Genomic DNA, 16,663 nt, shown 5'->3' with positions numbered 1-16,663 from the left:
AAAAATTAAGATTCAACACGTGATACACGCGCTTGTTTACTTGCGAAATAAGAATAAATAGCCGGAATTACATACAAGGTTAAACCTGTAGCGAATATTAATCCACCGATAATAGCGATTCCCATAGAAACTCGACTTTCTGAACCAGCCCCTAAGGCCAAAGCAATAGGTAAAATTCCTAAAATGGTAGATAAAGCTGTCATTAAAATAGGTCTAAACCTTGACTTGGCTGCTTCGGTAATAGAATCTGTCACGTTGAGTCCTTGAGCTTTTTTCTGATTTGCAAATTCAACAATTAAAATAGCATTTTTTGAAACTAGGCCAATCAACATGATGATTCCAATTTGGCTGAAAATATTCAAGGTTTCTCCAAATAGCCATATAGATAGAAATGAACCACCAACTGCCAATGGAACAGTAAATAATATTATGACAGGATCTCTAAAGCTTTCAAATTGGGCAGCTAATACCAGGTAAATCAATACAATAGCAAAACCAAAAGCAAATAATAAACTTGATGAACTTTCGAAATAGTCCAATGAAGCACCCGATAAGGAAGTACTGTAAGTTTCATCTAACACATCAGATGCTACTGCATCCATTGCTTTCACTCCATCTCCTATCGTTTTTCCTGGTGCTAAACCAGCTGATAAGGTAGCAGAAATATATCGGTTATAGCGATATAAAGATGGTGGAGTTGAGCTTTCACCTAATGTCACTAAATTATCTAATTGCAACATTTGTCCATTTTCTGCTCGGACGTATAATGATCTTAAATCAATTGGAGCATTTCTATCATTTCTTTGAACCTGACCAATTACTTGGTATTGTTTTCCATCCATAATGAAATAATCAAAACGCTGACCACTTAATCCTAACTGCAATGTTCTCGCTATATCAATCACTGAAATCCCTAGAGTCTGGGCTTTCTCTCTATCAATTTGAATATCAATTTGAGGTTTGGTGAATTTCAAATCTTGATCAACAACAGTGAAAGTGGGGTCGCTACTCGCTTTTTCAACAAATTCAGGAAGAATTGCCTGAAGTTTGTCAAGAGATGTAGCTTGAATTACATATTGAATTGGTAAACCACCTCTTCTTCCACCGATAGTTTGCTGCTGGAAAGCAAAAGCTTTTGCAGCAGGAAATTCATTTAAAATTGGAGTATATTCATCATAAAGTTGTTGTTGACTTTTTTCTCTTTTGGAAGCATCTACCAACATAATCCTCATGAATCCTGAATTTGTTCCCTGAGTACCAAAACCAGGTGAAGTAACTGAGATTAAGCCATCAGTAGGTAAAGTATCCATTGTAACCTCTACTAAATTATCAATGTACTCACCCATATATTCAAAAGTAGCTCCTTCTGGCCCTGTAGTGCTTACAGAAATCATTCCTCTGTCTTCTAAAGGTGCCAACTCTGAAGGAAGTACTTTAAATAATCCGTAGATTAAACCTACAGCACCTAGGAATAATAGGATACCCATCCATCGTACTTTCATAAATCCGTCCAAACTTCTAGCATAACCTTTATTTAGCCAAACAAAGAATGGTTCTGTTTTTCTGTAGAACCAATTATGCCTTTCTCTTCTTTTTAATATTCGGCTACTCATCATCGGTGTAAGTGAAAGTGCCACAAATGATGATATCATTACGGCAGTAGCTACCACTACTCCGAATTCACGGAATAACCTACCCGTGATGCCCTCTAAGAAAATCACAGGCATAAATACTGCTACCAAAGCTACGGTAGTGGCAATAACAGCAAAGAAAATTTCAATGGCTCCTTTTTTAGCCGCTTCCATTGGTTCCATTCCCTCTTCCACTTTAGTATAGATGTTTTCTAGTACTACAATGGCATCATCAACCACAAGTCCAATAGCCAAAACAATACCTAACAAGGTCAATACATTAATAGAGAAACCTGCCAAATACATAACGAAGAATGTACCAATTAAGGCGACTGGTATGGTAGCGATTGGAATTACAGTGGTTCTCCAATCTCTTAAAAAAGCGAAAATGATTAAGATTACTAAGAGAAAGGCAATGATAATAGTTTGCTGCACTTCATTAATTGATTCCCTTATATACTCAGTTTGGTCAAATCCAATTCCTAAATTGATATCTTCAGGCAAGTCTTTTTTAATGTTATCAACTCTTTTATAGAATTCATCTACAATATCAATGCTGTTGGAACCAGGCTGAGGGATTAAAACCACCCCAACCATAGGAATCCCATCTCTTTTTAGGACGGTTCTCATATTTAGTGGCCCTAATTCAGCATAACCAATGTCTGAAAAACGAACGAAACTATTATTGCTCTCTGCTACAATTAAATCATTAAAGTCTTTCTCGGAGGTAAGTTGCCCTTGCGTTTTTACGACTAATTCAATCATATCACCTTCAATACTTCCTGAGGGCAATTCCACATTTTGGCTTTCCACTGCATCTAATACATCTAAGGGAGTTAATTGGTAAGCTGCAAGTTTTATAGGATCCATCCATAGACGCATTGCATAGCGTTTTTCTCCCCAAATTCTCACTTCACTTACACCTGAAATGGTTTGTAATCTTTCTTTAAAAGTATTTTCTGCTATGGCAGATAATTCTAATAAGCTTCTTTGTTCACTATTAATATTTAAGAATACTATGGGATCAGAATCAGCATCAGCTTTATTAACAGTAGGAGGCTCAGCATCTTCAGGTAATCTTCTTCTGGCTCCGGATACTTTATCTCTTACATCATTTGCTGCTGCTTCTAAGTCTTCACTTAAGTTAAACTCAATTGTGATTCTACTTCTCCCTTCTGCGCTGGTTGAGGTTATGGTTCTAATACCGGCAATACCATTTACAGCTTCTTCTAATGGCTCGGTTATTTGAGATTCTACCACATCAGCATTGGCTCCCGCATAATCCGTAGTTACAGTAATAATTGGAGGATCAACTGATGGATATTCCCTGATACCAAGAAAATTAAATCCAATAAAGCCAAAAATTAATATGACCAGTGAAAGCACAATGGCTAAAACTGGTCTTTGAATACTTATTTCTGATAATGAGGCCATTTCTTTATTTTTCCAGCTTTTTAATTTCTATTTCTGCTCTATCTTTTAACTGTGGAACCCCTGCAATTGCAACAGTATCTCCTTTATTAACTCCTTTCAAAATTTCAACTCGGTTGGCAGTTCTAGCACCTAATTCTACATCTTTCAAATGTGCTCTTCCATCCTTAATAATAAAAACAGTATGTCCATTTGCTTTAGGCATGATAGCTGTAGTTGGAATTAAAATAGCATTTTCCCTATTTTCTAAGCTCAAATTTATTCGAATAAATTGGCCAGGTATCAATTCGTTATTTGGATTTTGAGTTTCTGCTCTTGCCGTTAATGTTCTGGTAACTGGATCAATTTGTGGTTCAATTGCATAAACTGTTGCTTTTCTTTCTTCATTTTCAGCTTCAGATGAAAAAGTAATTTTACTTCCCTTTTTCACTAGTCCACTATATCTGCTTGGTACTGAAAATTCAATTTTAATGGGGTCTACATTATAAAGGGAAGCAATTTGAGAGCTTGGGGTTATGTAACTTCCTTCACTTACATATCTTAAGCCAATAAATCCAGTAAAAGGTGCTCTAATTCTTGATTTATCAATTTCTGCCTGTAAAGCATCCATTTCAGCCTGAGTAGTTTTAAAATTAGTGAAAGCAATATCATATTCCTCTTTACTTATGGCTTCTTTTTCTAATAATTGCTTTTGTCTCTTTTCCATTTCAGCATTTAACTGAGCAGTATACTTTAATCTTTGTAAGTTTGCTTTCAAATCTGCCACATTGGTTTGAACTAGCAATTTACCTTCTTTAACGTATTCCCCTTCTTTGAAATAGATATTATCAATTTTCCCAGAAATTTCACTTGCTAGCTGGACTGATTCATTTGCTATTAAGGAACCAGTAAGTACAATATCATTTTTGAATGTTTCATATTCAACGATTTGTGCATCAATAGCAATTTTTGAGCTTCCTGCTGCAGGTGGGGTCTCTAAATTATTCTCTGCTTCGGAAGAGAAAATATTAGGAAATACTAAATATATAATGATAGCTAAAACTGCAATAGAGGCTATAATCCGAGTGATAATCTTGTTCATAGTAAAGTATTAAAAAATATTTAGCTAGATGGATGTACAAACATACGAATAGTTAAAACTTACTTAAAGCAATAAGGTTACTGAATTTTAAGGCTTTATCTCTAGCGGTAGGAAATGGGGATGATTGGGTATAAAAAAACCTCTGAAGTCTGAGTTCAGAGGTTTGGAAATATTATTAGGATTAAATTTAATCAGTGGTAAACGTACTCATAACTGGAAGATGATCAGATACATTATATTCATATCTTGATATGCAATCTCCTAATGTTAAAGTTTTAGTTTCTACTTCCAAGTCAAACAATTCGTTTGAAATTAAAATATGGTCGATATGGCTACCTTCAGGTCCGAAAGAAGGATAACTCCAAAATTCAGAATTTCCTGTTGCTATTTCCATATCAGCAAATCTATAATTAGCATTATCATCAATGAAATTTGTAAATGGATTATTATCATCATCTATTTCGTCATTGAAATCTCCAAGCAGAATAGTAGCTTCATCTGATAAGTTAGTGTCTATATATTCTTTCAGTAACTGACTAGCAACAGCTCTTCTTTCTTCGCCATCATTACAGCATTTTAAGTGAATGTTTATAAGATTGACTTTTAATCCGCTTACATGTTCTATGGTTGTAAAAACTGGTTCTCGAGGGAATGCATTGCTGCTATCAGGAAATAATAGTTCTAATGATTCAATCGAAACAATTTCAGAAGGGCGATAAGCATAGCCAATTTCAAGATTATATCGAACATCTGCGTAAACAAATTCCCAATCAGGCAAGCTGTCAATTACAGCCTCAATCAAATTATCCGGTGTTTTAACCTCCTGAAAGGCTATGATGTCTACTTTCATAGTATCCAATGTAGTTTTAATGGCCCCAGGAGTATCAGTGTCTAATGGATATTGTTCTATATTCCAAGTGACAATTTCAAATGTTGAAGCGCCATCCTGAGGAAAGCAATCAAAACTTTCGATGATTTCGGGAATATAAACTTCGTTTTTGTCTTCATCTTCCTCATTTTGTTCTGGTTGAGGAGTTTGATTTTTACAAGCAGTAAAGAAAACAATTGAAATCAGTAAGTAAAAGGTATTTTTTATCATTGTATTTTAAATTTTCACAAAATTACACAAAAAAAAAGGCGTATCAAACAGAGCTGATACGCCTTTAAAAATTGTATGTGAGGTTAGATTATTCGTTTATCACGTAATTTCCTTCTTCATTTTGGATTAAGTTCATTTGTAATTCAACTGCTGAACCTGTGTAAGCTACATATGTGATAGTGAATTTTTGACCAGGACCTAAATCAGGGTATTTGATTTTTAGGAATTGATCTAAAACAGCCACAATTTGTTCGTCAGTCCAGTGAGTATCGCCACCAGGGAAATTTTGATAGAAGTTACCAAATGACTGAAGGTTTTCTCCTCTAGCTACGTCACCATTTTCAATGGCAATATTTCCAATTTGTTGGTAATCTTCACCAGTTAAAGTATAAGCGATAGTGTTATCAGGAACCCAAACACCTTCTTCTTTTGCAAATTGAAGTTGTTCCTTAATTACACTACCATAAACTTCCCAGTTACCTGATGTGAAAGTATATAAATCACCTCTGATTTGTACCTCACCAGATGAGAAATATTTATAGATCAATATTTTTTGATCTTCCTCTAAAGCGTAAGGATATTTTTGATTTAATAATTCAGGTAAATAATCAGCAGGTAGAACAGAACTGCTAAAGTTGTCATATTGACCTGGAGCGCCCATTGCATTGTAATCAGCAGAGCTTAAATAATAGTAATCACTATTATTTTCTTCAGACCACTCAGTTCCATCAAAAGCATAGTATGCGCCAGTTTTTATAGCAGGTGCTGAAGATTTTAAAACATCCTGAGTTGGACCGGTAACTAATGTAAATGATAAATTTGGAGCTGTGTTTTCTACTTGATATTTAACAAAGTAGTCAATAGAACCAGCATCTCCACCATAAAAAACGTTGTATTCGATAAAGAAAAATTTGTCAGTTCCATTTACTTCCGGAGTAGCATTTGGATAATTAATTTCTAAAAATTTAACGATTCCATCTTGAATTCTTTCTTCAATTCTTAATGAGTCTTCCTCAGGAGTAGTAGAACCATCGAAGAGATCATCATTTAAAGCATTGTCCTCAATGTACCCTTTTCTCCTGTTAATTCTACCATCAAAATTTCTGAAATATGAATTTGAACCGTAGTAATACTCCAATGTTCCAAAAGAATCAATCCAATCACCACCTCTGGTAGTTTCTGTGTAATCTACCAATGATTGATATTCATCTTCGCTCATAGTAACATTTACAGAAGGGTCATTTACTTCTTCTGCATAATTATACGTAACTAATACTAAATCGCCTGATTGATAATCGTCAGGATTTAAAGTATCAGCTAATATGTTGGGGACATAATTAGAAGGTGCTTGAGCAGCTGTAAACAAACCATATGTAGATGGATCACCAGAAATACTATTATAATCTTCTGAAGTAACTTCATATTGATCTGCTCTAGTAAACGGTCTCTACTTCATCAGCACGTCCTCTATAAAAGTCATAGTTAACAGTAACTAGAGACTTATTATCAAAAAGAGGGTATTTCTGAGAAAGAATCATAGGAATAAATTCTCTTACATCTTCTTCATTATCAAAGTTGCCATATTGAGCAACACTCTCAGCGCCTTCAACTTCTTCTAATAATGCGTAATCATCATCATTAAGAGTGATTTCAATGTTAGCAATAGGACCTGGTGTACTTTCCTCAATTTCTTGGAAAGTCTCTTCATAAGGATCACAAGCAAAAGCAAGCGCTACGAAGAGGAATAAATATAATTTATTAAATAATTTCATATCTTCTTTGTGTTTTATATTCTAATTAGAAGTTAACTCTGAATGTTGCACTCCAAGTTCTTCCTGTTTCAAACCATACTAATGGATTGTTAGGGTCTTGAGAGTTTTGACTAGCATTTTTGATGTAATAAGTGTCAAAAACGTTATAAACATTTCCTAAAACAGTAGCCTTCACTTTATCTGAGATAGAGAATTTATAAGATGCACCTAAATCAACCAATCCAGTTGCTTCGGCTTGCCAAGGATTAACACCAGCTGATTCTTCAGTTGTTCTTGATAAAACATCAAATCTTGCATAGATATTGTCAAAATAGCTATACTCCCCTCTTACTGTCAATCCGTCTAAAATTTCATAAGAAACTCTACCCATTGCAGTTGTTTGAGCTGATCCCCCCACTTTAGTATCTGCAATAAATAAACTTACAGTTCTAACTTCTTGGTTGTTTTCATCAAAAACAGAAACGTTTTCAATGTTGTTATTCCATCTCCAATCACCAAATGAACCCATACCGTTGAAAGTTAGTCCATCAATTGGCTCATAAAGGAAATCAATTTCAAGACCTTGGTGAATTGCTTCAACACCTAAGATGTTAGCAAATAAGTTTGTGCCTTGTGGACCTTGGTTAGGAACTGTGATTTGGAAAGTTTTATCAGTCCAAGTAGTTCTATAAACGTTAACGTTTGCAGAGAATTTACTACCTCTGTAACCGTAACCTAATTCATAACTCAATATTTTTTCATTCTCAGCTTCAATGTTTGCTTCGTTAGTAAATACAGGGAATACTGTATTAAAGAAAGGAGCTCTCTCAAAATAACCTAAGTTTGCAAAAACATTATGATTTTTAGTCAAGTTATAGTTTGCGCCACCTTTAGTTCCGAAAGCAAAGAAATTATAAACCGGAGAAGTTTGATTAGGATCACTATCTAAATAATTGAAATAATCAACCCTTTGGTAGCTTGTATTGGAAGCTTGTAAAGTAGCAAAAGCAGACAAATTATCCTTAGAATATTCACCTTGAAGGAATCCACCACCCCAATTTACGATACCGTCATTGTAATATGAACGCTTATCGCCAACTTGAAGTGCTCTATTTGGGTTATTTACATCAGCATCATCTGGGAAATATTCACCACCTAATAAATCCGTAACAGTTTGATAGTGTTCTCCTTTATAATATCTATAATCAAGACCAGCTAAAATATCAATATTTTCATTAAGCGCGTAATTAGCACTTGAAAGTGCGCCAGCCCATTGGTGATTGTTATGTGATGCTCTTAAAATAGCAGTTGAACCAAATTCGCCATTATCGATATTTTGATCTACTATAGTTTCAAAATCAACTACACCATCTCTTCTGTCGTAGTCACCACCATTAGTAGCAGTTCCACCACCGCCACCGGTTCCTATTGAATAATAAGCAGCAGTTGATACATCTAATTTAGGACTTATGGTCCAATAGTGGTTTAAAGAAAATAATGGTTTAGTATAGAAGTTATCCTCGATACTAGTTTCTTGACCATTTTTATATCCCCAATCAGGATTGTAACGGATTCCTCTATCGCTATTTTTATAGTCAGAAATAGTAGAACGGCTTTGTCTTTGTCCGTGTTCTTGTGAAGCACCAATTGCAGTTAAGGTTACTTCATGGTTATCATTGATTTTCTTTGCAATGTTTGCGAAATACTGATAACCTTCAAAGCTAGTACCGTCAACATATCCATTTCCGCTAACTTGACCTATTGAAAAAGTAACGGCTAAATTATCTTCTGTTAAACCAGTAGAAGCAGAAACGATTTGCTTTTGGTAACCGTCATTACCAACTGAAGCAGAAACTGAACCACCTTTGTCAGCATCAGAAGCTTTAGAGATGATGTTAATTGTACCTCCAATTGATGGGATAGCTACTTTTGAAGCACCCAAACCTCTTTGAATTTGAACTGTTTGAGTAGCATCAGCTAAACCAGCCCAGTTTGACCAATAAACACGACCATTTTCCATGTCATTTACTGGTACACCATTAATTAAAACACCTACGTTAACGCTTTCAAAGCCACGGATGGTAATGTCAGAATCACCAAAGCCACCACCACTTTTAGTAGCATAAACGCCTGGAGTAGATTCTAAAACTTCTGGAAATTCTTGGTTACCCATTGTTTCCTCAATTTCGATAGCTTTGATATTAGACATTGCTACAGGAGTTTCTCTATCAATACCGATAGAAGCGATTACCTGAACTTCCTGCATGCCTAAGGCAGCAATTTTTAATTTAATAGTTCCAAGATCAGTTACTTGATCTTGAGCAGGAGCTACATTTTTTTCAATTGTCATTCTTTCATAACTAATGAAAGAAACTTCAAATTTCTGTTTTCCAGTTGGAACCCCTGTGATTTTAAACTCGCCATCTAAATCTGAAGCAGCTCCTATAGTTGTTCCTTGTACTACCACATTTGCTCCAGTAACAGCTTCACCTGTTTCATTGTCAATAATTTTCCCGACTACAGTACCCGTAGTTTGTGCAAAAGAAACTTGGGCAATTAATGCCAAAGCCAAGCTTAGTCCGCAAATCTTCAGTAAATTTTTCTTCATGTTGAATTATTTTATTTGAAATTTTGGACAAAGCTAAGAAGAATAAATCTTATGTTTCTGATAAACAGTTAAGTAATAGTTAAAATTAAGAATATGTTTGTTAACAATTTCTTAACATTGACAAATAATTCAATTTATTATACGAATATTTTCATTTGAATATGAGAAAGCAAAAAACCCAGTTCAATAGCTGAACCGGGTTTTGGATTTCGAACAGTATTTTTGAATAAATATTATCGAAAAATATATCGAAGACCTATTCTAGCTCTCCATCTTGATGCTCTGTTTACAATATTATATCTTTCTAAACCTAAATCATTCTCAGTGAAGGTGAATTGAGGTGTTGTTCCATCTGCTTCGTATCCTTCAAAATTCAAGATTTCATAGTTAAATGGATTATTATACACTACACCCCAGTCGCTATTCAACAAGTTTGCAAAGTTGAAAACATCAAACTCAAATTGAAATCTATGATTTTTACCTCCTGCATCAAAAGCAAAATTTTGAATGAATTTGAAATCAATTTGGTTTACGAAAGGAGCTCTAGCACCATTTCTATTGGCATATTGACCTCTTATAGTTGAAAGGTAATCATCTTCCTCTATAAAATTATTTAATGCTGCCCACTGTTGTGCCGCGGTTGGACCATCTGTAATATCAATTAATGAAATATCATCCTGATTTTCAGGAACATAAATTAAACTATAAGGTCTACTCGTACTCCCTCTTTCATTATTAATATTATTTGCACTAGATTCTCCAGAACCATATACATATGAATAGGGCTGACCTGACTCACCATTATAAAAAATACTGAAAACTGAGTTGAAATTATCGGTTCCACCCCAGTTAGCATTATAATTTAAGCTTGCAATTACTCTACTGCCAATAGAAAAATCAGTTCTTCCATATTCAGCAAAGTTTCTTCCGTCCACATTAAATGCACCTCTCCATTGAGAAGAGTTTTGAGAACTCGTACCTTCAAAAACTGCAAAACCATCACCATAAGTATAGGCTACATTGGCAAATAATCCAAAGTCAAAGTTCTTTTGAACCTGACCAGTTAGGGTGTAAGTATAGCCTTCATTAGTGTTGCTGGCTAAATAAATAGAATTGTATCTTCCATCAATATTTTCTCCTACGTAAACATTTCTATCATCTCCTCCATTAGTCCATTGAAAATCAACCGTTGGATCAGAATTGATGTTTTTGTAGTAAACGTTATTGAGGTTTTTTGTAAAAATACCTTCAGCATTTAAAAACCAACCCCCGTCTAATTTATGATCTATGGCTAAGCTTGATCTAAATACTTGTGGAAATTTAAAATCTTGAGTAAATAAATCAACTTGTCCTTGAGGAGTTGGAACTGGTAATCTTGGTTGATTTGCAGGCTCAGGGATGAATTCAGTAACTGGTGCTCCAGCGTCCTGTGCATCTTCTTCATTAAAACCACCTACGGTTAGTCCGTTGTTATTATACATTCCACCTGGCCAAACGAAAGGAATTCTACTAGTGAAAACACCTAAACCACCTCTTAAGATTGTTTTGTTATTGTCGAAAATGTCGTAATTAAATCCTACTCTTGGAGAAAGCATGAGTTGACCATCTGGGGCTTTTCCACCTGTGGCTCCTTCAATATCATAGCCAGCCGCCTCAATTGCAGGCAAGGTTTCTGAATTGAAGGTTGGATGAATTACAGGATCATCCGTCAAAATAGGAATATCTAACCTTAAACCAGCTGTTAAAGTGATTCTTTTAGAAAGTTCAATTTCATCTTGAGCATAAAAACCAAGCTGCATGGCATTAAATTTAGCTGCTGCTTCAGTATCATCCCCAATTCCTTCATCAATTAATGAATAAGATCTATCATATTCATCAGGTGCATCGTTATTCAAAAATTGATCAATATTTAAATACCTATATGAGCCATAATTTTGTCGTATAAATACGTTGTTGAAGCTCATAAATTCATTATGTGTACCAAATGTAAATGTATGTTTTCCTTTATAAAGGTTGAAGTTATTAGTAAGAGTGAAAACTTCTTGTTCTAGTAAATTGGCAGTTGAGAAAGCTTCACTACCGAAACTAATGCCACCATCTCCATCTTCAATAAAAACTGTCGGGAAATCTTGACCTATTGGATCTCTATCATCTCTTACAATAGTTAAGCCTAGAATTAATTTATTTGAAGCATTACTTCCGAAATTTGAACTTAACTCTAATGCGGAAGAATTAGTAACTGATGGGAATAAGATACCATTATTTCTAAAGTTAATTCTTTCTTGATTTGAACCATTTCTATTAGTCTGAAGGATATCAGTATAGTTATGTCTGAATAATAATTTATGAGTATTATTAATATCCCAGTTTAATTTCACAAATAATCTAGTTGCATCTAACTGATCACTTGTGTTTCCAAATCCACCTGCATCATAGTCATATGTGTTCTGCAAATAGTCACCTAAAGCATTTAGATCAGCTGTTGAGGTATTACCTTGATAGCTACCCAGATCAAATGGTGATGGAGTTTCTTCTCTTTGTAATTCCGCATTAACAAAGAAAAATAATTTATCTTTAATGATTGGACCGCCTAAGTTTAATCCATAAAAGTTAGTAGAAAATTCATCTAAAGGTTCAGGTTCACTTCCAGTTCTTTCTGTTAATGTTGTATTGGTTTCACCGGCAAGGCTTTCATTTTGAGCATATGTATATAAACCACCCTCAAAATTGTTGGATCCACTTTTAGTAACAGCATTAATTCCACCACCAGCAAATCCACCTAGAGAAACATCATAAGGTGAAACTACTACTTGAATTTGCTCAATTGCATCAATACTTATAGGGGAAGCTCCTGTTTGACCTCCATTGGTTCCACTCGAAGCTAAACCGAAAACGTCATTGTTGACAGCCCCATCAAAATAGATGGCATTATATCTGTTATTAATACCAGCAATAGAAAAACCACCGTCAACTTGTTTGGCCTGAGGTGTAAGTCTTGTGAAATCATTCAAATCTCTATTAAGAGTCGGCATTTTTTCAATATTATCCCGAGATATTTGAGTTGAAGCACCAGACTCTTGACCAGCAGTGAGCCTTGATCCTCTTACCTCAACTTCCAAAAGTTGAATTACACTTTCACCTCCGAATGAAAAATCTATTTCCCTTTTTGCTCCTAATTGTAAGTAAATATCATTTTGAATTTTATCATCATATCCTACAAAACTCACTTTCATAGTATAAGGTCCCCCAATTTTCAGGTTAGGTAATGTGTATTTACCGTTTAAATCCGTTACTACTCCATACTGCGCACCAGATGGAGTATGTGTTGCGATTACATTTGCTCCAGGAACTGCTTCACCATTATTATCGGAAACTTTTCCTGTAATAATTGCACTGGTCGTTCCTTGTGACCATGCTAACTGCACAAAAAGCATCATTAGCACAATCGTTCCATAAAATTTTAGTAAAATTTTCTTCATTTCTTCAGTTTTAACTTTAAAAATAAACTCACATTATTAATACATAATTTATTTAGTGTTAAATTCTGGTAATCAATTCCTTATATCAATTTAACATTTATTTTACATTAAATGAAGAACAATTTTTTAAACATAATATTCACCACTTAAAAATAGCTGCTGGTGTTCTTTCTATATCTTTTGTAATTTGATTTTTTAAATATGATATCATTATGAAAAAACATTATATAATAATTTTACTGCTTTGCGGTTTCAATTCTTTAAATGCCTTAGCACAAAAAGACCTATCCTATTTTTTACCTGATAGCTTGGAATATGATTCTTCTATTCCAACTCCAGAAAGTGTTATCGGTCATCAAGTTGGAGAATGGCATGTTACTCACGATAAGCTGGTATATTATATGGAAGCATTAGCAGATGCTTCAGACAGAATTACCATTATAGAAACAGGTAAGACTTATGAAGATAGACCACAATTATTGCTTACAATTACACATCCTGATAATCATGCAGATATTGATAAAATCAAGGAGGAACATAAGCAATTAACTGATCCTGGCTTGTCTTCAAATTTGGATATTACTAAAATGCCATCGGTAATTATGATGGGTTTTTCTATTCATGGCAATGAACCTAGCGGTAGTAACGCTTCTATGTTGACAGCTTATTATTTAGCAGCGGCTAAAGGGCAAGATATTGAAGATAAACTCAAAAATGTAGTGGTTTTATTAGATCCAGCTTTTAACCCTGATGGCTTGAACCGATTTGCCACTTGGGCCAATATGCACAAAAGTGAGCATTTGGTGACGGATCCTAATGACAGAGAATTTAATGAGGTTTGGCCAGGTGGAAGAACTAATCATTATTGGTTTGATATGAATCGAGATTGGTTGCCCACTCAATTAGTGGAATCAAGAAACAGAATTGCACAGTTTCATGCATGGAAACCTAATATTTTAACCGATCACCATGAAATGGGAACCAATAGTACCTTCTTTTTCCAGCCTGGTATTCCTGAAAGAACGCATCCGATTACACCTCAAAAGAATCAAGACTTGACAGGACAAATTGGGCAATATCATGCAGAGTTTTTAGATAGAATTGGTTCTCTTTATTATAGTAAAGAAAGTTTTGATGATTTCTATTATGGAAAAGGCTCCACTTTCCCTGATGTGCAAGGTGCAATTGGGATTTTATTTGAGCAAGCGAGCTCAAGGGGTCATGCACAAGAAAGTGTAAATGGCATTTTAAAATTTCCATTTACGATTAAAAATCAGTTTACAGCATCTTTAAGTACGCTTCAAGCGGGCTATGAAATGAGAGCAGAATTGCTCGGTTTCCAAAGAGACTTCTACAAAAATTCTGTGGAGATGGCTTCTGAAGCCAATGAGCAGGCTTGGGTAGTTTCTGATCACGATGCTTCCAAATTGTTTCGATTTGCGGAAATGCTGGACAGACATGAAATTGAAATCCATAAATTAGCTAGAAACACTAATGGTTATGATGCAGCTAATAGTTATATCATCCCTACCAAGCAATACCAAAGCCGTTTAATCAAAGCCATTTTTGATGTGAGAACTAGCTTTAAAGATAGCTTATTCTATGATGTTTCTGCTTTCAATATGGGAATGGCATTTAATCTGGATTATAAAAGCCTTGATAAAAGAACATTTAACTCAAGTTTATTGGGAGAGAAATTTGATCCTGCAAATCGACCAGAAGGGAATATTAAAGGAGGTAAAAGTGAATATGCTTATATTTTGGAATGGCAGGATTTCTATGCTCCAAAAGCCTTATATAAAATTCAAAAAGCTGGTTTAAGAACAAAAGTGAATACCAAAGAAATTATTTTAAAAGATGGTGCCACTTTGGCAACCGGTTCAATCCTAATTCCTGTCAAGCAACAAGACCAGTCTCCAATTCAGATTTACCAAACATTGGAAGAAGCAATTAAAAATTCTGGAGTGAATATTTATTCATTAGAAAGTGGAAATACAAACGGAATCAACTTAGGAAGTCCTTCTTTTGAATCAATTAATCAGCCAAAAATTGCCATGTTAGTGGGTGATGGGATCAGTCCTTATGATGCAGGGGAGATTTGGTTTTTAATGGATCAGCATTATGAAATGCCTATTACTAAAATAGATGTGAATGATTTTAGAAGAGCAGATTTAAGTCGATATAATGTATTAATTATGCCAAATGGATGGGGCTATGGAAGTATTGGCAGTCAAAAAAACAAATTACAGGAGTGGACACAAGCTGGCGGAACTATAATAGCCTATAAATCTGCTGCTAAATGGCTATCAGATCAGAAAATGACTAAGGTGAAATTTGTGGAAAGTAAGCCTGACACCACAGGTTATGAAGCTTACGAAGATTTGGGCAACAATAGAGGTGCGCAAGTAATTGGTGGGGCAATCTTTGAAGTAGAACTAGATTTAAGTTACCCGCTTACTTATGGATTGGAAAAAGAGAGAATGCCTATATTTAGAAACAGTACCTTGTTTATGGAGAAATCTAAAAACCAATACGCTAATCCATTAAGATATACGCAATCTCCATTATTGAATGGCTATATTTCAGAAGAAAATGTAGAAAAATTAAAAGGAACTTCAGCTGTTACGGTAAGTAGAGTTGGCAGAGGGAAAGTTATTTCATTTACTGATAATACTAATTTTAGAGCATTTTGGTATGGAACTAATCGATTGCTAATGAATGCGGTGTTTTACGGACAAACCATTAGCGGAAGAGCTGGAGAATAAAATTCATAGCAGTTTTAATTTTAACCTGAGTTTTTAAGGGGTAGGAGTAATCTTACCCTTTTTTAGTGCAATTAGTTTTTTAAATCAGTATTTCTGTTGTCAATTATATAAGGTAAAATACGTCTCTACTATTTCATTGTAATGTTTAAACTGAGTTTAATTATATAATTCTTCAGAAAATCTGGAATCCTGAAATTGGAAGATTGACTGTTTATTGGTATAATGAGAGGGAAGTTTTTAGAGGGTTATAGATTTTAATTAAAAAAATAAAGATGCAATTTAATGTAAAGACTGTCCAAGAATATATAGAAGCAATTCCTGTAGAGAGAAAACCTATCATTCAAAAATTTAGAAAGACAATTCTAGATAATTTACCGAAAGGATTTGAAGAAGAAATGTCATATGGAATGATAGGATATGTAGTACCTCATTCTTTATATCCTAGCGGTTATCACGTTAATCCTGATTTACCTCTTCCTTTTATCAGCATTGCATCACAAAAGAATAATATAGCGCTATACCACATGGGTATTTATTCTGACAGTGAATTATTGGAATGGTTTAAAAATGAATACCAAAAAACAGTGTCAACCAAGTTAGACATGGGCAAAAGCTGCATCAGATTTAAAAATCCAAAAAACATACCATTTACGTTAATAGGAGAGTTATGCAAAAAAATGAGCCCCCAAGAATGGATAGGCTTGTATGAAAAGTCAAAGTAATTATTGGTTTTATTCAAAAATCATTATATTTAATATAATTAATGAAGCTTACATCGTCAGTTTATATGTGTTAATCAATTTCTTTAGCAGAACTTA

9 protein-coding genes are annotated in these 16,663 nt (G+C 34.5%); 2 read left to right on the top strand and 7 right to left on the bottom strand.

The features are described from left to right. Positions 1 to 5 precede the first annotated feature (5 nt). The 7 genes from QYS49_RS00960 to QYS49_RS00930 form a co-directional block, all read right to left on the bottom strand. Positions 6 to 3,065, bottom strand: a complete 3,060-nt coding sequence (locus QYS49_RS00960; RefSeq protein WP_308349754.1) for an efflux RND transporter permease subunit — start codon at positions 3,063 to 3,065, stop codon at positions 6 to 8. 4 nt (positions 3,066 to 3,069) lie between these two features. After that, positions 3,070 to 4,143 (bottom strand): efflux RND transporter periplasmic adaptor subunit, encoded by a 1,074-nt coding sequence (locus tag QYS49_RS00955; RefSeq protein WP_308349753.1) that lies wholly within the window; start codon positions 4,141 to 4,143, stop codon positions 3,070 to 3,072. Between the two features lie 187 nt (positions 4,144 to 4,330). Next, complete coding sequence (locus tag QYS49_RS00950) at positions 4,331 to 5,242, bottom strand: endonuclease/exonuclease/phosphatase family protein (RefSeq protein WP_308349752.1); 912 nt, start codon at positions 5,240 to 5,242, stop codon at positions 4,331 to 4,333. Between the two features lie 88 nt (positions 5,243 to 5,330). Beyond that, positions 5,331 to 6,608, bottom strand: a complete 1,278-nt coding sequence (locus QYS49_RS00945; RefSeq protein WP_308349751.1) for a hypothetical protein — start codon at positions 6,606 to 6,608, stop codon at positions 5,331 to 5,333. A gap of 67 nt (positions 6,609 to 6,675) precedes the next feature. Then, positions 6,676 to 7,014, bottom strand: coding sequence for a hypothetical protein (locus QYS49_RS00940; RefSeq protein WP_308349750.1), 339 nt, complete (start codon positions 7,012 to 7,014; stop codon positions 6,676 to 6,678). Positions 7,015 to 7,039: 25 nt separating this feature from the next. Further along, entirely contained in the window at positions 7,040 to 9,601 is a 2,562-nt protein-coding gene (locus tag QYS49_RS00935) for a TonB-dependent receptor (protein ID WP_308349749.1), read from the bottom strand. A gap of 233 nt (positions 9,602 to 9,834) precedes the next feature. Continuing rightward, positions 9,835 to 13,080 (bottom strand): TonB-dependent receptor, encoded by a 3,246-nt coding sequence (locus QYS49_RS00930; protein ID WP_308349748.1) that lies wholly within the window; start codon positions 13,078 to 13,080, stop codon positions 9,835 to 9,837. Between the two features lie 212 nt (positions 13,081 to 13,292). Between QYS49_RS00930 and QYS49_RS00925 the strand changes: the two genes are divergently transcribed. Further along, positions 13,293 to 15,845 carry a M14 family metallopeptidase gene (locus QYS49_RS00925; protein ID WP_308349747.1) on the top strand — a complete coding sequence of 851 codons (2,553 nt, stop codon included), beginning with the start codon at positions 13,293 to 13,295 and terminating at the stop codon, positions 15,843 to 15,845. A 272-nt stretch (positions 15,846 to 16,117) separates the two neighbouring features. After that, a complete protein-coding gene (locus tag QYS49_RS00920; RefSeq protein WP_308349746.1) occupies positions 16,118 to 16,567 on the top strand; it encodes a DUF1801 domain-containing protein in 450 nt (149 codons plus the stop codon). The last annotated feature ends 96 nt before the right edge of the window (positions 16,568 to 16,663 follow it).

Source organism: Marivirga salinae (genome assembly GCF_030503855.1).
GTDB classification, from domain to species: domain Bacteria; phylum Bacteroidota; class Bacteroidia; order Cytophagales; family Cyclobacteriaceae; genus Marivirga; species Marivirga salinarum.
This window is presented reverse-complemented; position numbering and strand designations above follow the sequence as displayed.

Excerpts from the sequence above, each read along its gene's own strand:
- QYS49_RS00960 (WP_308349754.1), bottom strand. The coding sequence starts at position 3,065 with ATGGCCTCATTATCAGAAATAAGTATTCAAAGACCAGTTTTAGCCATT.
- QYS49_RS00955 (WP_308349753.1), bottom strand. The coding sequence starts at position 4,143 with ATGAACAAGATTATCACTCGGATTATAGCCTCTATTGCAGTTTTAGCT.
- QYS49_RS00950 (WP_308349752.1), bottom strand. The coding sequence starts at position 5,242 with ATGATAAAAAATACCTTTTACTTACTGATTTCAATTGTTTTCTTTACT.
- QYS49_RS00940 (WP_308349750.1), bottom strand. The coding sequence starts at position 7,014 with ATGAAATTATTTAATAAATTATATTTATTCCTCTTCGTAGCGCTTGCT.
- QYS49_RS00935 (WP_308349749.1), bottom strand. The coding sequence starts at position 9,601 with ATGAAGAAAAATTTACTGAAGATTTGCGGACTAAGCTTGGCTTTGGCA.
- QYS49_RS00930 (WP_308349748.1), bottom strand. The coding sequence starts at position 13,080 with ATGAAGAAAATTTTACTAAAATTTTATGGAACGATTGTGCTAATGATG.
- QYS49_RS00925 (WP_308349747.1), top strand. The coding sequence starts at position 13,293 with ATGAAAAAACATTATATAATAATTTTACTGCTTTGCGGTTTCAATTCT.
- QYS49_RS00920 (WP_308349746.1), top strand. The coding sequence starts at position 16,118 with ATGCAATTTAATGTAAAGACTGTCCAAGAATATATAGAAGCAATTCCT.